Source organism: Bacteroides sp. 90-K9/2 (assembly GCF_047310725.1).
Lineage (GTDB): Bacteria > Bacteroidota > Bacteroidia > Bacteroidales > Bacteroidaceae > Bacteroides > Bacteroides vicugnae.
Genome location: NZ_JBCGVL010000001.1, coordinates 328923 through 351787 on the forward strand (window position 1 = coordinate 328923; position 22865 = coordinate 351787).

General features: G+C 44.0%; 20 protein-coding genes. 14 read left to right on the top strand and 6 right to left on the bottom strand.

Translation table 11 applies throughout. The features are described 5' to 3' along the window. Positions 1-107: 107 nt before the first annotated feature. A complete protein-coding gene (locus AAHJ11_RS01145; RefSeq protein ID WP_148367311.1) occupies positions 108-1493 on the bottom strand; it encodes a GDSL-type esterase/lipase family protein in 1386 nt (461 codons plus the stop codon). 91 nt (positions 1494-1584) lie between these two features. Here AAHJ11_RS01145 and AAHJ11_RS01150 point away from each other — a divergent pair, with 91 nt between their 5' ends. The 3 genes from AAHJ11_RS01150 to mtgA all read left to right on the top strand — a co-directional run bounded on the left by AAHJ11_RS01150 (position 1585) and on the right by mtgA (position 4539). Continuing rightward, complete coding sequence (locus AAHJ11_RS01150) at positions 1585-2937, top strand: MATE family efflux transporter (RefSeq protein WP_320975307.1); 1353 nt, start codon at positions 1585-1587, stop codon at positions 2935-2937. 164 nt (positions 2938-3101) lie between these two features. Continuing rightward, positions 3102-3818, top strand: coding sequence for an OmpA family protein (locus AAHJ11_RS01155; RefSeq protein ID WP_148367314.1), 717 nt, complete (start codon positions 3102-3104; stop codon positions 3816-3818). After that, positions 3796-4539: a monofunctional biosynthetic peptidoglycan transglycosylase gene (mtgA, locus tag AAHJ11_RS01160; protein ID WP_148367316.1), complete on the top strand. Its 744-nt coding sequence runs from the start codon at positions 3796-3798 to the stop codon at positions 4537-4539. The genes AAHJ11_RS01155 and mtgA overlap by 23 nt, the downstream gene beginning before the upstream one ends. A 91-nt stretch (positions 4540-4630) precedes the next feature. Here the strand turns inward: mtgA and AAHJ11_RS01165 are convergent, their stop codons facing one another. Then, the gene (locus tag AAHJ11_RS01165) at positions 4631-5134 is read right to left on the bottom strand and encodes an RNA polymerase sigma factor (RefSeq protein WP_004300346.1); all 504 of its coding nucleotides are present in this window, start codon (positions 5132-5134) and stop codon (positions 4631-4633) included. 240 nt (positions 5135-5374) lie between these two features. On the opposite strand from AAHJ11_RS01165, the gene AAHJ11_RS01170 reads away from it, so the two are divergent. The 3 genes from AAHJ11_RS01170 to AAHJ11_RS01180 all read left to right on the top strand — a co-directional run bounded on the left by AAHJ11_RS01170 (position 5375) and on the right by AAHJ11_RS01180 (position 7566). Further along, positions 5375-5935: a LemA family protein gene (locus AAHJ11_RS01170; RefSeq protein WP_074557147.1), complete on the top strand. Its 561-nt coding sequence runs from the start codon at positions 5375-5377 to the stop codon at positions 5933-5935. A gap of 45 nt (positions 5936-5980) precedes the next feature. Then, a complete protein-coding gene (locus AAHJ11_RS01175; protein ID WP_074557146.1) occupies positions 5981-6943 on the top strand; it encodes a M48 family metallopeptidase in 963 nt (320 codons plus the stop codon). Between the two features lie 125 nt (positions 6944-7068). Then, positions 7069-7566, top strand: coding sequence for a DUF4251 domain-containing protein (locus AAHJ11_RS01180; RefSeq protein WP_074557144.1), 498 nt, complete (start codon positions 7069-7071; stop codon positions 7564-7566). An 8-nt stretch (positions 7567-7574) separates the two neighbouring features. Here AAHJ11_RS01180 and AAHJ11_RS01185 read toward each other — a convergent pair whose 3' ends face one another. After that, on the bottom strand, positions 7575-8198 hold the full coding sequence (locus tag AAHJ11_RS01185; RefSeq protein ID WP_074557143.1) for a trimeric intracellular cation channel family protein: 624 nt from the start codon (positions 8196-8198) through the stop codon (positions 7575-7577). Between the two features lie 92 nt (positions 8199-8290). Between AAHJ11_RS01185 and wecB the strand changes: the two genes are divergently transcribed. From wecB to AAHJ11_RS01205, 4 genes are all read left to right on the top strand, one after another. Beyond that, the gene (gene wecB, locus AAHJ11_RS01190) at positions 8291-9379 is read left to right on the top strand and encodes a non-hydrolyzing UDP-N-acetylglucosamine 2-epimerase (protein ID WP_074557142.1); all 1089 of its coding nucleotides are present in this window, start codon (positions 8291-8293) and stop codon (positions 9377-9379) included. Between the two features lie 317 nt (positions 9380-9696). Further along, on the top strand, positions 9697-12273 hold the full coding sequence (locus AAHJ11_RS01195; protein WP_195650421.1) for a DUF5686 and carboxypeptidase-like regulatory domain-containing protein: 2577 nt from the start codon (positions 9697-9699) through the stop codon (positions 12271-12273). Positions 12274-12279: 6 nt separating this feature from the next. Beyond that, a complete protein-coding gene (locus AAHJ11_RS01200; protein WP_074557141.1) occupies positions 12280-13551 on the top strand; it encodes a replication-associated recombination protein A in 1272 nt (423 codons plus the stop codon). 97 nt (positions 13552-13648) lie between these two features. Then, entirely contained in the window at positions 13649-14605 is a 957-nt protein-coding gene (locus AAHJ11_RS01205) for a D-2-hydroxyacid dehydrogenase (protein ID WP_099145810.1), read from the top strand. Between the two features lie 168 nt (positions 14606-14773). Here the strand turns inward: AAHJ11_RS01205 and cydB are convergent, their stop codons facing one another. From cydB to AAHJ11_RS01220, 3 genes are read right to left on the bottom strand one after another with little or no spacing between them, the layout of a single operon-like run. Beyond that, a complete protein-coding gene (cydB, locus tag AAHJ11_RS01210; protein WP_004300336.1) occupies positions 14774-15916 on the bottom strand; it encodes a cytochrome d ubiquinol oxidase subunit II in 1143 nt (380 codons plus the stop codon). A 37-nt stretch (positions 15917-15953) separates the two neighbouring features. Next, entirely contained in the window at positions 15954-17501 is a 1548-nt protein-coding gene (locus AAHJ11_RS01215) for a cytochrome ubiquinol oxidase subunit I (protein WP_074557140.1), read from the bottom strand. A gap of 20 nt (positions 17502-17521) precedes the next feature. Then, positions 17522-17758: a DUF4492 domain-containing protein gene (locus AAHJ11_RS01220; protein WP_004300334.1), complete on the bottom strand. Its 237-nt coding sequence runs from the start codon at positions 17756-17758 to the stop codon at positions 17522-17524. A gap of 218 nt (positions 17759-17976) precedes the next feature. On the opposite strand from AAHJ11_RS01220, the gene AAHJ11_RS01225 reads away from it, so the two are divergent. The 4 genes from AAHJ11_RS01225 (at position 17977) to AAHJ11_RS01240 (ending at position 22862) form a co-directional block, all read left to right on the top strand. Beyond that, positions 17977-19374 carry a TolC family protein gene (locus AAHJ11_RS01225; protein WP_167511894.1) on the top strand — a complete coding sequence of 466 codons (1398 nt, stop codon included), beginning with the start codon at positions 17977-17979 and terminating at the stop codon, positions 19372-19374. Positions 19375-19393: 19 nt separating this feature from the next. Further along, positions 19394-20611, top strand: coding sequence for an efflux RND transporter periplasmic adaptor subunit (locus tag AAHJ11_RS01230; RefSeq protein WP_413578936.1), 1218 nt, complete (start codon positions 19394-19396; stop codon positions 20609-20611). Positions 20612-20778: 167 nt separating this feature from the next. Next, on the top strand, positions 20779-21522 hold the full coding sequence (locus AAHJ11_RS01235; RefSeq protein ID WP_004300330.1) for an ABC transporter ATP-binding protein: 744 nt from the start codon (positions 20779-20781) through the stop codon (positions 21520-21522). A gap of 119 nt (positions 21523-21641) precedes the next feature. After that, the gene (locus tag AAHJ11_RS01240; protein ID WP_099145813.1) at positions 21642-22862 is read left to right on the top strand and encodes an ABC transporter permease; all 1221 of its coding nucleotides are present in this window, start codon (positions 21642-21644) and stop codon (positions 22860-22862) included. Positions 22863-22865 lie beyond the last annotated feature (3 nt).

The following is a 22865-nucleotide window of genomic DNA, read 5'->3' on the forward strand; positions in this document are numbered from 1 at the left end:
TATTATAAGAAGATTATTCGTCATTAAACTAAAAAACAAACGGTTAGAGCAATCTCTTTGAGAGAAAGTTCCAACCGTTTGTTTGGGGTAGTTCTCGCGTTTCTGTTTTACTTTTTCAAGGACTGATAAACGGCTTTTGCCATCACTTTAGCGCCTTCTTCATTCGGATGAATCTTATCAGGGAACAAATCAGGCATTCCGTCCATTGCCGCATGAAGATCGATAACAGGCAGGCCATTTTTCTTAGCAACCTTCCTTATCATCGGAATAATTTCTTTAGAGATAATATCATCGTTAATATTATCTCCTGTCTGATAGGCTTTGGAAGGATAGCAAAGATAAATCTTCGGTTGAGCAGGCAATGCTTTGAAAGCATCTACCATCGTCTGCAAATCTTTCGTGAAGTCTGCCTTATACTTCCAATTGAATGATTTACTGTCATTTGTACCCAATTTGATAACAACGATATTGGGATTGAAGGCCAGTGCATCCCGATAAGCCTTCTCATTCATATAAGGATGATCGCCCTTGTTCAACAGAGTGCGTGCACTTACTCCGAAATTCTTTACCCAATAAGCCTCCCCCAACATACGACTTAACACAGCCGGATAACTGTCACGATTGCGATTCTTGATACGTGCCCCATACGTAATGCTATTGCCGATGCAAGCTACACGGATAGCATCTTTATGAGGCACTTTGAAACTACGGAGCCAGGATGTCAGTTCATTCAGCATTTCATTCTTGTAAAGAAAACCTTCACGAATCCCCCATCCATGCCCGCCGGAAGGATAGATATGAAGTACTGAAGGAACATTATTCTTGTTCAGAGCCAGATAATAATTAACTCCATTAGCAGGTGGAACGACCTTATCGTCATCACTATATACGATAAAAGCACGCGGCGTATCTTTCGTCACTTGCTTTTCATTGGAATATTCTGTTTCCAGTTCGGCAGAAGCATCTTTACCCAATAGATTATCATGAGATCCCATGTGGGTATATGACTTATCCATCGTAATCACAGGATAGAAAAGAATCTGGAAATTCGGACGAAGTTCCGGTTTAGCATGAGTGGCAATGGTGGATGCCAGATGTCCGCCGGCAGAAGAGCCCATAATACCGATGTCATTCGGATTCAGATTCCATACATCAGCACTGTCACGCACAGTTTTCATAGCAGCTTCGGCATCCGAGATTGGCAGTGTGCGGTCGCCTTTCGGCATCCGGTATTTCAAAACAATCAACGCAATTCCTTGTTTGTTGAAATAGGGTGCCCAATCATACCCCTCGTGGTTGACTGCCAAACCGCTATATCCGCCACCCGGACAAGCGACCACGGCACGCCCCGTTGCCAGTTCCGGTGCAGGAAGGAATACGCGAAGTGAGGGCTGTTCGATATCAAAAGGTTTCGGAGCATTCTGTGCTACCACTTGTGAACCTGCCAGTAAGATAAATAACAGGAGAAAAATAGTAGAAAATTTCTGTTTCATAGTATCTATATACTTTGTTTAATGAATAATTAGACGTGCGAAGATAGTAATTTTACGTATCTTTGCACCTCATTTTGAATAGAAAAATTATATGCAAGGAATAAAGAATCTGACAAAAGGCCCCATCAACCGTCAACTGTTTAATCTGGCAATGCCAATCATGGCAACGTCGTTTATTCAAATGGCATATAGTCTCACAGACATGGCATGGGTAGGACGGTTGGGAAGTGAAGCCGTAGCCGCCATCGGTTCCGTCGGAATCCTGACGTGGATGTCCGGTTCTATTTCCTTATTAAATAAGGTGGGATCTGAAGTGAGTGTCGGACAATCCATCGGTGCACAAAGCCAGGAAGATGCCCGCCACTTCGCGTCCCATAATATCACGATTGCTTTGATTATTTCCATTTGCTGGGGCGGGCTCCTTTTTATATTTGCAGAACCTATCATACGTATTTACGAACTTGAGGAACATATCACGACCAATGCCATTCAATATCTGCGGATTGTTTCTACCGGATTACCTTTCGTTTTCCTTTCCGCTGCCTTCACCGGAATTTATAATGCAGCAGGACGTAGCAAAATCCCGTTCTTTATCAGTGGCACAGGATTGATTTTGAATATCATTCTGGACCCACTCTTTATATTCGGTTTCGGACTGGGAACAAACGGTGCGGCATATGCCACTTGGATTGCGGAAGCAAGCGTTTTCCTGATTTTCATCTATCAGTTGCGTTGCAGGGATGCCCTGCTGGGCGGTTTCCCTTTCTTCACCCGGCTAAAGAAAAAGTACACGCGGAGAATCCTTAAACTGGGATTACCCGTAGCCACCTTAAATACACTGTTTGCCTTCGTCAACATGTTCCTCTGCCGCACTGCCTCTGAACAGGGAGGACACATCGGCTTAATGACGTTCACCACCGGGGGACAAATCGAAGCAATCACCTGGAACACCTCACAGGGATTCTCCACCGCACTAAGTGCCTTCATCGCCCAAAACTATGCTGCCGGACGAATCGAACGGGTACTTAAATCCTGGTACACCACCCTATGGATGACGGGAATCTTCGGTACACTCTGTACTTTGCTATTCGTTTTCTTCGGAAACGAAGTTTTTGCCATATTCGTGCCCGAACAGGCAGCCTACGAAGCCGGAGGTGTATTCCTTCGGATCGACGGATATTCCCAACTCTTCATGATGCTCGAAATCACCATGCAGGGAGTTTTCTACGGCATCGGACGCACCATACCTCCCGCCATTATCAGCATCAGTTGCAACTATATGCGTATTCCGCTTGCTATCCTGTTTGTGCGGATGGGCATGGGAGTGGAAGGAATATGGTGGGCAGTCTGCGTCACCACCGTTGCCAAAGGTTTAATTCTTTTGAGTTGGTTCATTATTATTAAAAAGAAGTGCTTAAGTATTCCTTCAACGATAAAAGGATAATGATCATTTTCCTTTATTAACAAACAAAGGGATTCATCCGAGTTATTTTAACTTAAAAAGTACACGCTTGCCAAATAATATGTATCTTTGCATTGTTATTTATAATACGAAGCGATTCGTATAAAAACATTATTTATAAACCAATTTAAAAAAACATCAACATTATGAACAAGATGAAATTTATGGTTCTCTTCATGAGTATTGCCATGATTTTTGGTAGCTGTGGAAGTATGAACAACACTGGTAAAGGTGCTGCTATCGGTGGTGGTTCGGGTGCTGCACTGGGTGCAATCCTGGGAGGTGTTATCGGTAAAGGTAAAGGCGCCGCTATTGGTGCTGCTATCGGTACGGCAGTAGGTGCAGGTACGGGTGCTCTTATCGGTAAGAAGATGGACAAAGCAGCAGCAGAAGCAAAACAAATTGAAGGCGCACAAGTAGAACAGATAACAGACAACAACGGATTGCAAGCCGTGAAAGTAACATTCGATTCGGGTATTCTTTTCACTACCGGTAATGCAACTCTAAGTGCTGCTGCTAAATCTGCTTTAAGCAAGTTTGCCAACAATGTGCTCAATCAGAACCGGGATATGGACGTGTCTATCTACGGATACACCGACAACCAGGGCTGGAAAAACAGCACTGCCGCACAAAGCCAGCAGAAAAATCTGAACTTGTCACAAGAACGTGCACAGAGCGTGTCCAGTTATTTGTTGAGCTGTGGTGTTTCCACCAATCAAATCAAAGGTGTACAGGGAATGGGTGAAAGCGATCCCGTTGCAAGCAATGACACTGCTGCCGGTCGTGAACAAAACCGTCGTGTAGAAGTATACATGTACGCAAGTGAACAGATGATTAAAGATGCACAGGCAGCTGCTAATTAAAAAAATTCTGCGCTATACGCGCAACCTGCTGATTTTCTTCTTTGCATCCACCCTGTTGGCAGTGATTGTGTATCGGTTTATGCCGGTTTATGTCACTCCGTTGATGGTTATCCGAAGCGTTCAGCAGATTTTTTCAGGAGATAAACCCACGTGGAAGCACACGTGGGTTTCTTTTGATAAGATATCTCCCAACCTGCCGATGGCGGTCATAGCCTCCGAAGACAACCGTTTTGCCGAACACAACGGATTCGATCTTGTAGAAATCAAGAAGGCGATGAAAGAGAACGAAACACGCAAACGGAAACGCGGAGCAAGCACCATCAGTCAGCAGACAGCCAAGAATGTGTTCTTATGGCCGCAATCTTCATGGGTACGCAAGGGACTCGAAGTCTACTTTACGTTTCTCATCGAACTGTTCTGGTCGAAAGAACGGATCATGGAAGTCTATCTCAACTCTATAGAAATGGGAAATGGCATCTACGGCGCACAAGCTACCGCAAAGATCAAATTCGGAACAACAGCCGCCCAGCTGACCCGGGGACAATGCGCACTTATCGCCGCTACCCTGCCCAATCCGATACGGTTTAACTCGGCGAAACCTTCGTCATACATATTAAAACGACAAAAGCAGATATTACGGCTAATGAATCTGGTTCCAAAATTTCCACCTGAAGAAAAAGCCGTTGAAAAGAAAAAAGGCAAAAACAAGAAAAGCAAGTGACAATTGAATCATAAATAAAAAGAAAGGAGCAACGAGGATCTATCCCCTTGCTCCTTTTGCTTATAAGCTTGTTTGTATGCGTTATCCTCATTTATACAAAATCTTTCAACTCTTGTTGTAAACGTTGACGGGTGAAGAATATACGGCTCTTCACTGTACCTAATGGTAATCCTAATTTCTCTGCAATCTCACGGTATTTGAAACCTGATACATGCATGGAGAAAGGAATCTTATACTCCCGGGGGAGTGCGTTGACGATGCGATGCATCTCTTTCAGGTCATAAGCACCTTCGGTACTTTCAAATCCTGAATCTTGTGGCAGATTTAAGTGATAATAATTATCAGTGGTATCAACAAAGGTCTGATCGCGTACTATTTTGCGGTAGTTATTAATAAAGATGTTACGCATGATTGTGTACATCCATCCTTTGAAATTTGTGTCCGGAACATATTTCTCTTCATTGTCTAATGCTTTTAAAGATGTTTCCTGCAATAAATCATTTGCTTCTTCACGGTTGGCCGTTAATTTATAAGCGAAACGAAGCAACTCCTCCTGTACTCCAATTAAATCTTTTCTGAAACTTAAACTTTTCATACTTTAATGGTTTTATGGTTAATATTTCGTTTTTCTCGACGTTTGCAAGTTTAAAGGTTTTTTGTGTATCCAACAGGGGATAATTCGTCATTTTTTAGGGGGTTATTCTATCAAATGATAGATTTTAGGTGCTTTCTGATAGTTTTTAGGTGGTATTTAGTAAATATATTCTCTATCTCTTGGTTAAAAGAACCAAATAGATTACTTTTGATTTTATATTACTAAATAAAACAAAAGGCTATGACCATACTTATTATTGTAGGAATTATTGTATTGCTGGGCATTATTTTCGCCTCCATGTACAACTCATTAGTGAAATTGAGAAACAATCGTGAAAACGCATTTGCCGACATCGATGTGCAGTTGAAACAACGTCATGATCTCATTCCACAACTGGTAGACACAGTGAAAGGATATGCCGCACATGAGAAAGAAACGCTCGACCGGGTGATTCAGGCACGTAACGGTGCAGTCAGTGCAAAAACGATTGACGATAAGATAGCTGCCGAAAACCAATTAAGCTCCGCTCTTGCCGGATTGAAGATTACCCTCGAAGCTTACCCCGATCTGAAAGCTAATCAGAATTTCCTGCAATTACAGGAAGAAATTTCTGACGTAGAAAATAAACTGGCTGCTGTCCGCCGCTACTTCAACTCGGCCACTAAAGAATACAATAATGCCGTGCAGACATTCCCGTCGAATATAATAGCAGGAATGACCGGATTCCAAAGAGAAATAATGTTCGACTTGGGAAAAAACGAACGTGCGAATCTGGAGCAGGCACCTAAAATTAGTTTCTAAAACCTTTATTTACACCGTCCATCCAATTACAAAAGTCGAACACGCATGCAATACGTCGGAATCCAAACACAGCAGAGCCGGAATAATCTGCGCTCTGCGTTTCTGCTATTCCTGTTTCCTTGTCTCGTAGCGGCACTCCTCTATTTATCCTGTTACCTGTTGGTTCTTTTTGGATACGGAAAGAGTATGGAAATAGAAATAATGCCAATGGTCAATCATTTCTTCTTCTCTTCGTTGCCATATACCATGGGGATCGTATTAATTTGGTTTCTGATTGCCTATTGGGCTAACACAAGTATTATCAATTCCGCCACCGGTTCCAAGCCGTTGAACCGTCGGGAGAATAAACGAGTTTATAATCTGGTGGAAAACCTCTGTATGTCTCAAGGCATGAAAATGCCGAAAATCAATATCATCTATGACAGTTCCCTGAATGCATTTGCCAGCGGTATCAACGAACGCACATACACCGTTACCCTATCGGAAGGTATCATCCGGAAACTAAATGATGAAGAACTGGAAGCGGTAATTGCGCACGAGCTAAGTCACATCCGTAACCGTGACGTGCGCCTGCTGATTATTTCCATCGTCTTTGTCGGGATCTTTTCCATGCTGACAGAAATCACATTTTATGCCATCACGCACATACGCGTGCGTAGTAACAATAAAGGTAGCGGCGGCGTATTTCTCTTTATTCTTATCGCTTTAGTGATAGCCGCCATCGGCTATCTCTTCGCAAGCCTGATGCGCTTTGCCATTTCACGCAAACGCGAATACATGGCAGATGCAGGTTCGGCAGAAATGACGAAAAACCCATTAGCACTGGCCAACGCTCTCCGCAAAATATCGGCAGACCCTGCCATCGAGGCAGTAGAAAGGAAAGACGTGGCACAATTATTTATTCAGAATCCCAAAAAGAATTCTAAAAGTATATTCAGCGGACTTAGCGGGTTGTTCGCCACTCATCCTCCTATCGAAAAGCGAATTGAAATACTGGAACAGTTCTAAATCGGGCTAAACTTATAAAAGACAGGGATTTCTGTTTAATTTTCATTAAAAGAAACAGAAGTATCCCTGTCTTTTTAGTATATTTGGTTGTTATACATATATACATCAACCTAAATACAACTGATATGAGAACGAAGAAACAAATCTTTATGCTGTTATTAGCCTTATTAATGGGAATCCCTACCCTTTCGGCTCAAAGTAAGAAGGAAAAGAAGGAACAGAAAAAAGAAGCGGTAAAGAAACTGATTGAATCAGAAAACTACAAGATAGATGTCAACACTGCCATGCCGATGCGCGGACGCTCCATCCCTTTGACGTCTTCCTACTCACTGACAATCAGAAATGATTCGGTTATTTCTTATTTGCCTTATTATGGACGGGCTTATAGCATCCCGTATGGCGGAGGTGACGGACTGAATTTCAAAGCCATCCTTAAAGAATATAATATGGAAATGGACAAGAAAGGGAATGCCGTTATCAAATTCGTTGCACGTAATCCTGAAGACAGATATGAATTCAGAGCCAAAGTCTTCCCCAACGGTTCGGCAAGTATCGATGTCAATATGCAAAACCGTCAGTCCATTAGTTTTCAGGGAGAACTGGATATAAAGGAGGAAAAGTAATGCCGTCCTTATTCTTCCGGCTCTTCACTACCTTTTAATATAGGCAGGCAGATATGATATTTGACAGCTAAGATGCGGGTCAAGAATACCGCCAGTCCGCCAATCAACTGACAGGCGTATGATTCCAGACCTGTGGCGTCGCAAATCCAGTATGCAATACCACCTACGACGCAGGCCATTGCATAAATTTCTTTTCGGAAAATGAGAGGTATTTCATTGATAAAAACGTCACGAATCACTCCACCTGCTGCTCCCGTAATGCTACCCATGATAATCGCCACCCAGAAAGGATAGCCTAAAGCAATGCTCTTGCCTACACCTACCACGGTAAACAATGCCAAGCCGATAGTGTCGAAAATAAAGAAAGTATTATTGAGCCGTATGAGCGAACGTCCGAAACAGATCACCCACAGCAAAGCCAGTCCCGTACAAATCAGATATATAGGATCAGTCATCCATCCCGGTGTCACATCGAGCAGGACATCACGGATGGTACCGCCACCGATAGCTGTAGCAAGTCCTACCACATAAGCACCGAACCAGTCGAAACGTTTCGCCGAAGCCAGCCGGATGCCACTAATAGCAAAGGCAAATGTGCCTATAAAATCAAGAATTTGAACGAATGTGGGCATATATTTGTTATTTTGTATGCAAAGTAACAAATAAATTCCGTAAGAAAATGTACTTTTGCTTCACGAATTAAACCGAATAAGATAGAAACAATATGAAAATAACAATTGTTGCGGGGGCACGCCCCAATTTTATGAAGATAGCTCCCATTACACGCGCTATTGAGGCCGCACGGGCGCTGGGTAAAAGTATCTCTTACCGACTGGTATATACAGGAAGGAAAGACGATACAAGTCTGGATGCTTCTCTCTTTTCGGACCTTGATATGAAAGCTCCCGATGTTTATCTGGGAGTGGAAAGCAGTAATCCAACGAGTTTGACAGCCGGAATCATGATAGCCTTCGAACAGGAACTGACGGAGAATCCGGCACACGTAGTTCTCGTGGTAGACGATCTGACTGCCACCATGAGCTGTGCCATCGTTGCCAAGAAACAAGGAATCAAGGTAGCGCATCTCGTAGCCGGAACCCGTTCTTTCGACATGAAGATGCCGAAAGAGGTCAACCGCATGATTACAGATGGAATATCCGACTATCTATTCACTGCCGGCATGGTTGCCAACCGCAACCTGAACCAGACAGGAACGGAAAGTGAAAATGTATATTATGTAGGCAACATTCTCATAGATACCGTTCGTTACAACCGGAACCGTTTGCTCAAACCGATATGGTTTTCCGTATTGGGACTGCAAGAGGGAAATTATCTCCTGCTCACCCTCAACCGTCGCGTATTGCTGAACAACAAAGGAAACCTGCGTCAGTTGCTGAAAACAATCATTGAAAAATCTGCCGGTATGCCTATCGTAGCACCGCTGCACACATACGTACGAAATGCCATCAAAGAATTAGGCATCGAAGCTCCGAACCTCCACATAATGCCGCCACAGAATTACCTGTTCTTCGGTTATCTGATAAACAAGGCAAAAGGAATCATTACGGATTCGGGCAATGTGGCCGAAGAAGCAACATTTATGGGTATTCCATGTATCACGCTCAACACGTATGCCGAACATCCCGAAACATGGCGCATGGGAACCAACGAACTTGTCGGGGAAGATCCTGCCCTGCTTGCCAAAGCAATGAACACCCTGATGCAAGGTGAATGGAAAAGAGGCGAACTTCCCGAGCGTTGGGACGGGCGTACAGCAGAACGTATCGTGCAGATATTGACTGATAAAAAATAGTACTGCTACAGGGATACATTTCATCTTCCGGCACGTTACTTTCCATTTCATGCCGGAAGACTTTATTTACCCCGTAAGGGAACTGTTGTTTCCCCGTAGAGAAACAAGAGTTTCCCCATAGGGGGAACAAAGGTTTCCCATAGAGAAACAATCACTATCTACGCGGGAAACTAATTTATCGAAAGGTGAATTGCCCCATTCCCTTTCATTGACGGACAACCAAAGCTTGTAAACAACAAAAAACGATGGGTAAAAAAAGTTATATATTCTGTTATCCTTAGAGTTATTTGTTAACTTTGCGCCCTACTACGTACGTTATGAAACAACGATATAGCAAAATACTTATACTGTTCTTACTCGTATTGGCAGCTTCAAATGCTTTTGCGCAGCAAATAAAAGGGGTAGTCACTGATTCTGTTACCCACGAGCCATTGATGTATATCTCTGTTTACTATCAGGAAAAGAGAGATATGGGTACCATCACCAATATTGACGGAGAATACAGTCTTGAAGCCCGCAGAAACGGAGGAACCCTTGTGTTCTCCGCTGTAGGTTATATCAGTAAAACAGTTAAAGTCGGTTCCAACAATCAGACGGTAAACGTTAAGCTGGCTCCGGATAATGTGCTCCTGAACGAGGTTGTAGTGAAACCTCAAAAGGAAAAATATTCCCGTAAAAACAACCCGGCAGTCGAATTCATGAAGAAAGTAATCGAACACAAAAAGGCACAAGTCCTTGAAGTGAATGAATACTATCAGTACGACAAGTACGAGAAAATGAAGATGTCTATCAACGACCTCACGCCGGAAAAACTGGAAAAAGGAATCTACAAGAAATATTCATTTCTAAAAGATCAGGTGGAAGTTTCGGAAACAACCAATAAATTGATTCTCCCGATTTCCGTACAGGAGACGGCTTCGCAAACCATCTATCGCAAAAATCCCGAAAACAAAAAAACGATCATCAAAGGCAAGAACTCCAATGGTATAGAAGAATTCTTCTCCACAGGAGATATGCTCGGCACTGTACTGAAAGACGTATTTGCTGACATCAATATCTACGACGATGATATCCGGTTGCTCCAACAGCGCTTCGTGAGCCCTATCGGTAACAATGCCATCTCATTTTATAAATATTATCTGATGGACACATTGATGGTAAACAGGCGCGAATGTGTCCACCTCACGTTTGTCCCGCAAAACTCGCAGGACTTCGGATTCACCGGACATCTTTACGTATTGAACGACTCTACTTATGCCGTTCAGAAGTGTACGATGAACCTGCCTAAAAAGACAGGGGTAAACTTCGTCAACCGCATGGACATCGTGCAACAGTACGAGCAACTTCCTAACGGCAACTGGGTATTGGCGGATGATGACATGACCGTAGACCTATCCTGGAATTCCAACAAAACGGCAGGCGGATTGCAGGTGGAACGAACTACAAAATATAGTAATTATAAATTCGATCCTATCGAACAACGACTGTTCCGGTTGAAAGGCAGCGTGATAAAAGAAGCGGATATGCTTTCGAAAAGCGATGAATATTGGGCAAGTGTCCGTCAAGTACCGCTGACGAAGAAAGAAAGCTCGATGGATGTATTCGTCAACCGCCTCGAACAGATACCGGGATTCAAGTACATCATCTTCGGAGCGAAAGCACTGATTGAAAACTTTGTGGAAACAGGAAGCAAAGGCCATCCGAGCAAAGTGGATATCGGCCCTATCAACACCATGATTTCGAGCAACTACATTGATGGTACCCGTTTCCGGTTGAGCGGCATGACAACGGCTCATTTCCATAAACACTGGTTCTTGAACGGATACGGAGCTTACGGTCTGAAAGACGAACGCTGGAAATATAGCGGTACGGTGACTTATTCGTTTAATAAACGCGATTATGTAGTCTGGGAATTCCCGAAACATTATCTTTCGGCTACGTACAGTTATGACGTAATGTCTCCGATGGATAAATTCCTGTTCACGGATAAAGACAATATCTTCCTGTCGGTAAAAACAACGACAGTAGACCAAATGTCGTATATGCGTGACGCCACCATTAATTATGAACTTGAAACGCTGACAGGATTCGGAGTGAAAGCCATGCTGCGCCATCGTAACGACGAGCCTACCGGCAAACTGGAATATCTGCGCAATGATGCCGCACAAACCCGTGTACATGATGTCACGACTTCGGAAGCAAGTCTGACACTGCGCTATGCTCCGGGCGAATCATTTGTCAACTCCAAACAACGCCGCGTGCCCGTATCGCTGGATGCTCCTATCTTTACATTGACTCACGCCATGGGTTTCAAAGGAGTACTAGGCGGAGATTACAGTTTTAACCGTACGGAAGCAAGTGTGTGGAAACGTTTCTGGCTTCCCTCTTCCTGGGGAAAGATTGACTGTAGCTTAAAAGCAGGTGCTGAATGGAACACGGTTCCTTTCCCATTGTTGATCTTGCCGGAAGCTAACTTGTCCTACATCACCCAGCGCGAAACGTTCAACTTGATTAATAACATGGAATTCCTGAACGACCGTTACGCTTCCATGTCATTATCTTATGATATGAATGGAAAACTATTCAACCGTATTCCCCTTATCAAGAACTTGAAATGGAGGGAAATGTTCCGCGTACGTGCCTTGTGGGGAACATTGACGGATAAGAATAATCCGTTTAAGAGCAACAATCCCGATTTGTTCCGTTTCCCGACACGCGACGGTAAGTTCACCAGTTTCGTAATGGACCCGAAAGTGCCGTATATCGAAGGAAGTGTAGGTATCTACAACATTTTCAAGTTGCTGCACATTGAATATGTACATCGTTTCACTTACCGTGATAATCCGGGTATCAACAAAAACGGTATTCGTTTCATGGTATTAATGGTATTCTAAAAAATTATGCAACCTTTAGCAGAACGGTTACGGCCAAAAACTTTGGATGAATATATCGGTCAGAAACATTTAGTTGGACCGGGAGCCATCTTGCGGAAGATGATTGACGCAGGGCGCATCTCTTCTTTTATTCTCTGGGGACCTCCCGGAGTAGGTAAAACGACTCTTGCACAGATCATTGCCAACAAACTGGAGACGCCTTTCTATACTTTGAGTGCTGTAACTTCCGGTGTGAAGGATGTGCGCGAAGTGATAGACCGTGCCAAGAGCAACCGTTTCTTTTCGCAGTCCAGTCCGATTCTGTTTATCGATGAAATCCATCGGTTCAGCAAGTCACAGCAGGATTCACTGTTGGGAGCTGTAGAGAACGGAACAGTCACGCTGATTGGTGCAACAACGGAAAACCCGTCGTTCGAGGTCATCCGCCCTCTCCTGTCCCGTTGCCAGCTTTATGTACTCAAATCTTTGGAAAAAGAAGATTTGCTGGAACTTCTGCAACGTGCCATCACTACGGATACCGTGCTGAAGGAACGAAAAATTGAATTGAAAGAAACAACAGCCATGCTGCGCTTCTCCGGTGGAGATGCCCGCAAACTGCTTAATATATTGGAACTTGTTGTACAATCGGAGACGGAGGAAATAGTTGTCATCACCGATGAAATGGTGACCGAACGCTTGCAACAGAATCCACTGGCTTATGACAAGGATGGAGAGATGCATTATGACATTATCTCGGCTTTCATCAAGTCTATCCGCGGCAGCGATCCTGACGGAGCGATCTACTGGCTTGCCCGTATGGTAGAAGGAGGCGAAGATCCTGCTTTCATTGCCCGCCGGCTTGTGATCTCTGCTTCCGAGGACATTGGTTTGGCAAACCCGAATGCATTGCTTCTCGCTAATGCGTGCTTTGATACATTGATGAAAATCGGTTGGCCCGAAGGACGGATTCCTTTGGCTGAAACAACGATTTATCTGGCTACCAGCCCTAAAAGCAACTCGGCATACAGTGCAATTAACGATGCATTAGAGTTAGTCCGGTCAACTGGTAATCTGCCTGTCCCCTTGCATCTGCGCAATGCTCCGACCAAACTGATGAAACAGTTGGGATACGGACAGGAATATAAATATGCACACAGCTATGAAGGTAACTTTGTCAAACAGCAATTTCTTCCGGACGAATTGAAAGACAAACGGATATGGCAACCGCAAAACAATCCGGCAGAGCAGAAACATGCCGAGCGAATGATACAGTTGTGGGGAGACAAATTTAAGAAATAAGTGTTCGTAAAATAAGTCACTCCCTTCTGTAAGAAAAGCTAAAAGCAAAATAAAGCAGTAGGAAACATTATAACATATTAATAATATTGAAATTGAAATGAAGATTGTAGTTTTAGACGGCTATGCCGCCAATCCCGGAGATTTATCCTGGGAGGGTATGAAGGTGCTTGGAGAATGTACAATTTATGACCGTACAGCTCCGGAAGAGGTATTAGAACGTGCAGCCGGTGCAGAAGCAATTCTGACTAACAAGGTAATCATCAATGCAGACCACATGGCTGCACTGCCCGAACTGAAATATATCGGTGTGTTGGCTACCGGATACAATGTGGTAGACACAGCTGCTGCAAAAGAACGGGGAATCGTCGTTACTAATATTCCTTCATACAGCACCGCTTCCGTTGCTCAAATGGTATTTGCGCATATCCTGAACATCACTCAACAAGTGCAACACCACTCTGAAGAAGTGCATAAAGGTCGTTGGACCAACAACAAGGATTTCTGTTTTTGGGACACTCCGTTGATGGAACTGCGGGAAAAGAAAATCGGTCTGGTAGGACTGGGAAATACCGGATATACCACAGCGCGTGTTGCGATCGGTTTCGGTATGCAAGTGTATGCATTGACTTCTAAATCGCACTTCCAGTTACCACCGGAAATCAAGAAGATGGATTTAGATCAGTTGTTCAGCGAATGTGATATTATCAGTTTGCACTGCCCGCTTACTCCGGAGACACGCGAAATGGTAAATGCACGCCGTCTCGCCATGATGAAGCCGACAGCTATCTTAATCAACACCGGTCGCGGCCCGCTTATCAACGAACAAGACCTTGCAGACGCTTTGAACAGTGGCAAAATTTATGCAGCCGGAGTAGACGTGCTTTCTACTGAACCGCCTTGTGCCGACAATCCATTACTAACTGCAAAGAACTGCTACATCACTCCGCACATTGCCTGGGCAACCATCGAGGCTCGTGAACGTCTGATGAATATTGCAATCAGTAACCTTCAGGCTTATATCGCCGGAAAGCCGGAGAATATAGTCAACAAATAAAAAGCGATCTATTTGAAAAGATAGAAAAGGCTTATACATAAAAAAACTCCCCTCATTTAACTTCTCTACCATGACATAGAGAATTAAATAAGGGGAGTTTATTTGCTCCTGCAAGAATCTCAATGTTGAAATTCTATACAGACAACATATTATGAGTCGAACAAAGTATTAATATGAGTGTCCTCCTTCATCCATTTCCTTCTCGGTTATTTTGTGACGATCGATACTACGCCAAGCATAGAAAATATATGCAATTACGAACGGAACAAGAATAGAGACATAGGCCATTGTCTTTAGCGTAAATTCGCTGGAACAGCTATTGGCTAAAGTTAATGAGCTTTGCAAGTCTGTATATGACGGATAATAAGCAGTATTGTTGTACCCTGCTACCAGCAATAAAGATAAAACAGTCAGTACCGTACCGATTCCCGTAAACCAGATTCCTTTGTCAAACGTCTTTTTAAGCAATGTCTTTCCAATGCCGAAAAGAACCAGTACCACACCAATCAGGAATAAAGCTAGCACTACCGGCATTTCGATAAAGTTAGTGAGATACTTATATGGTTGCATATAAATTTCCTGTGTATCCGGATTAACGGCAAAACCATCAGATACCAATGTACGAATGACAAATGCCAAAAAGAATACAAGGAACAAAACTGTATTATTGCGTACTGCACGACGACATTTATCGGTCAACTCTTTATCATCAATATTATTAATGAAGTAGAGCGATCCCAACACACGCGCAAGGAAGAAGACAGCCAATCCAAGAATTACATTCCAAATGTTGGTCAACGCATCCAATCCGTGCCAGCCATTTCCCCAATGACTGATTACCGGCATAATGGTATCCGTCATATTAGCCTTATTAATATAGAAATCAGAACCGGTAAAGAATGTAGCCACTGCCCCACCAAGTAACACAGGACCTACCACTCCATTAATCACCAAAAAAGTCCGGTATGTCTTTTTACCTAACAGATTTCCGGCCTTACTCTGAAACTCATAACTGACAGCCTGCAATACAAAACTGAAAAGTATAATCATCCAAAGCCAATATGCACCACCGAAACTGGTACTGTAAAACAACGGGAAAGAAGCAAAGAAAGCTCCCCCAAACGTAACCAATGTAGTAAACGTAAACTCCCACTTACGTCCGGTAGAATTCACCATCATCTTACGATGTTCTTCGGTTTTACCCAGACAGAACAACAATGAATTACCTCCTTGTACAAACAATAAGAACACGAGTATGGCCCCTAACAAGGAAACGACAAGCCACCAATATTGTTGCAAAAATATATACATATAGCTAAAATATTAAGTAATAAGTAATAGGTAATTATCAATTCTCCGGTCCTTTTTTGATAGCCTTTACCATAATTCCGACACCTGCAATCAGCATCACTGTAAACAGGAGCAGGAAGATAAAGAAAGTCGTTTGTACAGAGCTTACATCCAGTTTGGAGATGGCAGCCATTGTCGGCAGCATATCGCGGATCGCCCACGGTTGACGGCCACATTCGGCAACCACCCATCCGGCTTGTCCGGCGATGTATCCCAAAGGAATCGTCAGCAGAGCAATCCAGTGCATCCAACGCATCTGGCTTAAATCTTTCTTATAGATAAAGAAGAGAACGACAATAAAGAACAGGATGAAGTATCCGCCCAAGATTACCATTACACGGAACGCATAGAAGTTCAGAGGAACATTCGGAACCAGTTGGTTCACATCTTTGATATATCCGTAACCGAAATATGGAATATTCTCCTGCAATACTTTATATGCAATTTGAGCATCCTCCTCGTGTCCTGCACTCTTTGCAGCACGATAGGCAGCCAATGCACCGATAGCCGTTTTTCCACGTTCTATCTTCTCGGCAGCAGAAAGAGCTGTCGATCCGTCTTTCTGTTGATAACCACCCTCGATGATATTCGTAATGCCCGGAACGTAGCCGTTTACATCACGTTCTGCAAGGAAAGAAAGCATACTGGGGATTTCAAAACGGAAGAGGAAAGGATCTTTTCCATCATTGTAAGTCTTCTTTTCCGGATTCAATACTCCTATTCCAACCAGACCTACATGGGTGCCGCCTTCATACAAACCTTCCACAGCAGCCAGTTTCATCGGTTGCGTCTGGGCAATCTGATAACCGGAACCGTCACCTGTCCAAGCAGAAAGCAATGATGCCACTAATCCGAAAATAGCACCAATCTTGATGCTGGCAAGCGCAAACTCACGATTACGTTTCTTCAGCAGATACCAACAACTGATGCCGACTACAAAAACAGCGCCCAGCACCCAGCCGGACAATACCGTATGGAAGAATTTATTGACCGCTACGGGTGACGTAGCCACTGCCCAGAAATCTACCATCTCATTACGAACCGTATCGGGATTGAATTCCATGCCTACCGGATGCTGCATCCATGCATTGGCTACGAGAATCCACCAGGCAGAAATCGTAGCTCCCAAGCCTGTCAGCCAGGTGGAAGCCAAGTGGAAACGTTTACTTACTTTTCCCCATCCAAAGAACATGACGGCGATAAATGTGGCTTCCATAAAGAATGCCAAAATTCCTTCTATAGCCAACGGAGCACCGAAGATATCTCCTACAAACCACGAATAATTGCTCCAGTTCGTACCGAACTCAAACTCCAGAATCAAACCGGTTGCCACACCAATGGCAAAGTTTATACCGAAGAGTTTCATCCAAAACTGGGCAGTCTTTTTCCAAAATTCATTGCCTGTTTTATAATACAGCGTCTCCATGATTCCCATCACCACTGCCAGTCCGAGTGTGAGAGGAACAAAAATCCAGTGGTACATGGCTGTCATCGCAAATTGGGCTCTCGACCAATCGATCAGCGAGGTGTCAATACTTTCAATCATAATCCTATGTAGTTTAAGAGTTAAAAATCAGTAGATTTACCGGGGATGGCACGTTCTATCAGTTCGTTTCCCACGTATGTTCCCTTGTCGTCATCCGTAGGATGGTCACGGAGGAAATCAGGGAAGAAGAACATTTTAAGGATGAAGAACATGACGAATAATTTCAGCAGAATGATAACCCAAAGGGTACGCCCCAAGGTCATACTACGGAAGCCCTCCAAATAGAAGTTCCAGATCGTAAGCAGTGTATTCTTCATATGTTGACGTTATAATTTGTAATGAGTACAAATATACATTTTTTATAATTAAAACAAACAACTAGTCAAAAAAGTTGTGTGATTTGTTGTGTTTTTCTTCAAAAACCTGCCTATCGACAGAAAAAAAACATTTAACGGCGAAAATCCGTCATCCGTCTATCGTTTTTGCGGCATATATAATATGTACGTACCTTCGCCAACAGTAAATCAATAGAAGTATGAATATGATAAATGTAAGAAGATTGACAGTGATGACATTTCTTGGAGCAGGTATGCTGTCCGGCATATCCGCCCAAGTTTCTCCGCTGCAAGTCGATACGCTGAAAGAAACGAAAATTCCGGCTCAATGGGATTTGCAGTCATGCATCGACTACGCAAAAGAGCAGAACATCACGATTCGCAAGAACCGGATCACTGCGGCTAGCACGCAGATTGATGTGAAGACAGCTAAGGCTGCCTTGTTTCCCAGTCTTTCGTTCTCTACCAGCCAGCAAGTGGTGAACCGTCCGTATCAAGAGACGAGTAGCCGGGTGAGTGGCAGCGAAATTATCAGTAGTAACAGCAAAACAAGCTACAATGGTAATTATGGACTGAATGCGTCGTGGACTCTATATAATGGTAACAAAAGACTGAAAACCATCCAACAGGAAAAGTTGAACAATCAGGTAGCCGAACTGGACGTAGCGACTTCCGAAAATAACATTCAGGAATCTATCGCCCAAGTGTATATCCAGATTCTTTATGCAGCCGAGTCTGTTAAAGTAAACGAAAGTACCCTGCAAGTTTCTATTGCGCAGCGCGACCGCGGACAGGAACTTCTGAACGCCGGAAGCATTGCCAAAAGCGATTTTGCCCAACTAGAAGCACAAGTGAGCACAGACCGATACCAACTTGTCACAGCGCAAGCCACTCTTGAAGATTACAAATTACAACTGAAACAACTGCTCGAACTGGATGGGGAGAATGAAATGAACATCTATCTCCCCGCCCTGTCCGACGAAAATGTACTGGCTCCATTGCCTACAAAAAAAGATGTGTACATTAGTGCATTGAGTCTTCGCCCCGAAATTGAAGCGAGCAAACTTAATGTAGAAGCTTCCGAACTGGGTATCGATATTGCCAAATCGAGTTATTTTCCCACGATCAGCCTTAGCGCCGGAATCGGTACCAACCATACCAACGGCAGTGACTTCACTTTTGGAGAGCAAGTGAAAAACGGATGGAACAATTCCATCGGATTATCTGTCAGTGTGCCGATCTTCAATAACCGTCAAACTAAAAGTGCCGTACAGAAAGCTAAACTGCAATACGAGACGAGCATGTTATCCTTGCTCGACGAACAAAAGACGCTGTACAAAACCATTGAAGGACTCTGGCTGGATGCTAACAGTGCACAGCAACGCTATGCAGCAGCAAACGAGAAGTTGAAGAGTACACAAATCAGCTATGAGTTGATTAGCGAACAGTTTAATCTGGGAATGAAGAATACCATAGAACTTCTTACTGAAAAGAATAACTTGCTGCAAGCACAGCAGGAACAGCTTCAGGCTAAATATATGGCCATACTGAATATGCAACTGCTGAAGTTCTATCAGGGAGATCAATTAGCAATCTAAATAAAAGCATAATAAACGAATGAAAACTAAAAAGATTATCTTAATCGCTGTGGCAGTCGTTGTGGTAGCAGGTGCAGGAATCTGGTTCTTTGCAGGTTCACCGGCCAAGCACAAAGTCACCTACGCCACTGCCAACGTGAGCAAAGGCGATATTTCAAATTCGGTGACTGCTACCGGAACCATCGAACCGGTGACGGAAGTAGAAGTCGGTACACAGGTTTCCGGTATCATCGACAAGATTTACGTAGATTACAACTCGGTAGTAACCAAAGGACAGTTGATTGCCGAAATGGACCGTGCCACATTGCAAAGTGAACTGGCATCACAACAGGCAACGTACGATGGTGCAAAAGCCGAATATGAATATCAGAAGAAGAATTATGAACGCAGCAAAGGCTTACATGAAAAGTCACTGATTAGTGATACGGATTTCGAACAGGCCCTCTACAACTACCAGAAAGCAAAAAGCAGCTATGACAGCAGTAAGGCATCGCTCGCAAAAGCGGAACGTAACCTGGCTTATGCTACTATCACCTCACCGATTGACGGAGTAGTCATCAGCCGTGATGTGGAAGCAGGACAAACCGTTGCTTCCGGATTCGAAACTCCGACACTGTTCACCATCGCTGCCGACCTGACACAGATGCAAGTGGTAACCGATGTGGATGAAGCCGATATAGGCGGCGTAGTAGAAGGCCAGCGTGCCAGCTTCACGGTAGATGCTTATCCGAATGATGTATTCGAAGGTGTAGTTACACAGATTCGTCTGGGAGACGCAAGCAGCACGAGCAGCACAAGTACCACTACTACAGTGGTTACTTATGAAGTTGTAATCTCTGCTCCCAACCCTGATCTGAAACTGAAACCGCGTTTGACGGCTAATGTCACTATCTATATTCTTGATAAAAAGGATGTGTTGTCCGTTCCGAACAAAGCACTGCGATTCACACCGGAAAAACCTCTAATCGGCAATAATGACATCGTAAAAGATTGCGAAGGCGAACACAAACTCTGGACTCGTGAAGGAACTACATTCACCGCTCATCCGGTAGAAATCGGAATCAGCAACGGTATATCTACAGAGATTATCAGTGGTATTTCCGAAGGAACAAAAGTTGTGACAGAAGCTACCATAGGAGCAATGCCCGGTGAAAATGTAGCCGCTGAAGGGAATCAGGAAAGTGGCGGAGAAAGAAGTCCGTTCATGCCTAGCCGTCCGGGAAGTAAGAAGAAATAATAATTATTAAAGAGGGTGCCATAATGAATAATAAAATGCAGATTAACGCGATTTATCGCAGAAATAATTGTATAAGTCGTTGATTAATATATCAATATAATTGAAATAATCTGCGATAAATTGCGTTAATCTGCGTTTTGACACACTCTCTTAACACATTATTTACGATGAAAAAAGTAATTGAAATACAAAATATCAAACGTAACTTTCAGGTAGGCGACGAAACTGTCCACGCATTGCGGGGCGTTTCGTTCAATATCAATGAAGGGGAGTTTGTCACCATCATGGGGACTTCCGGTTCGGGGAAATCCACGCTGCTTAATATATTAGGCTGTCTGGACACCCCAACCAGCGGAGAGTATCTGCTCGACGATATTCCTGTACGTACGATGAGCAAGCCTCAACGTGCGGTACTAAGAAACCGGAAGATTGGCTTCGTGTTCCAAAGCTACAACTTGTTACCTAAAACGACGGCTGTAGAAAATGTGGAACTACCGCTTATGTACAACTCTGCCGTGAGCGCTTCCGAACGCCGTCGCCGTGCCATCGAATCCTTACAGGCTGTAGGATTGGGAGACCGCCTGGAACATAAATCCAACCAGATGTCCGGTGGACAGATGCAACGCGTTGCCATTGCACGCGCATTGGTCAACAATCCGGCAGTGATTCTTGCCGACGAAGCGACCGGAAACCTCGACAGCCGTACCTCTTTCGAGATACTTGTACTATTTCAAAAGCTTCATGCAGAGGGACGTACGATTATCTTTGTCACACATAATCCCGAACTTTCGCAATATAGCAGCCGGAATATCCGTCTGCGTGACGGTCAGGTTATAGAAGATACGACCAATCCGAAAATTCTGTCTGCCGCCGAAGCGCTGGCTGCATTGCCGAAAAACGACGAGGATTAATAATTATTCAATGTGCCGATATACTAATGTGCCGATTGCTGTACAATAAACAGCTTGGGTGACTATACCTTCAGGAAATTACCCCATTAGTATATGGACAAATTAGCAAATTATTCATTATGAATGGAACTAATTTATTTAAGATAGCTCTCCGGGCATTGGCGAACAATAAGCTGCGTGCTTTTCTAACCATGCTCGGTATCATTATCGGTGTTGCTTCCGTCATCACGATGCTGGCTATCGGACAAGGTTCGAAGAAAAGCATCCAGCAGCAGATTTCCGAGATGGGATCGAACATGATTATGATTCATCCGGGAGCCGATATGCGTGGAGGTGTCCGTCAGGACCCGTCTGCCATGCAGACTTTGAAGCTTGCCGACTACGAAGCCTTGCGCGATGAGACAAGTTTCCTGTCCGCCATCAGTCCCAATGTTTCATCATCGGGACAACTCATTGCCGGAAACAACAACTACCCGGCTTCCGTGAATGGTGTCGGAACAGAATATCTCGACATCCGCCAACTGACTGTTGAAAACGGAGAGATGTTCACAGAAGCCGACATACAAAGTTCGGCCAAAGTGTGTGTGATCGGAAAGACGATAGTAGACAATCTTTTTCCGGACGGAAGTGATCCGGTAGGTAAGATTATTCGTTTCAGTAAAATACCGCTTCGTGTGGTAGGTGTGCTCAAAGCCAAAGGCTACAACTCTATGGGACAAGACCAAGATGCAGTAGTGCTTGCACCATACACCACAGTGATGAAACGTCTGCTTGCCGTTACATATTTGCAGGGAGTGTTTGCCTCTGCCCTCACCGAAGATATGACGGATTATGCTACTGACGAAATCAGTACGATCCTCCGTCGCAACCATAAACTGAAAGCTTCGGATGACGATGATTTCACCATCCGTACCCAACAGGAATTGAGCACGATGCTCAACTCAACCACCGACCTGATGACAACCCTGCTGGCTTGTATTGCAGGCATTTCGCTGGTAGTGGGTGGTATCGGAATTATGAATATCATGTATGTATCCGTTACGGAACGCACCCGTGAAATCGGTCTGCGTATGTCCGTCGGTGCACGTGGAGTCGATATTCTAAGCCAATTCCTTATCGAGGCCATCATGATTAGTATCACGGGAGGTATCATCGGAGTAATTATCGGTTGCGGGGCCAGCTGGATTGTCAAGAGCGTAGCGCATTGGCCTATCTATATCCAGCCGTGGAGCGTATTCCTTTCCTTCGCAGTATGTACCATTACGGGCGTCTTCTTCGGATGGTATCCGGCTAAGAAAGCAGCAGATTTAGACCCGATAGAAGCCATCAGATACGAATAATTG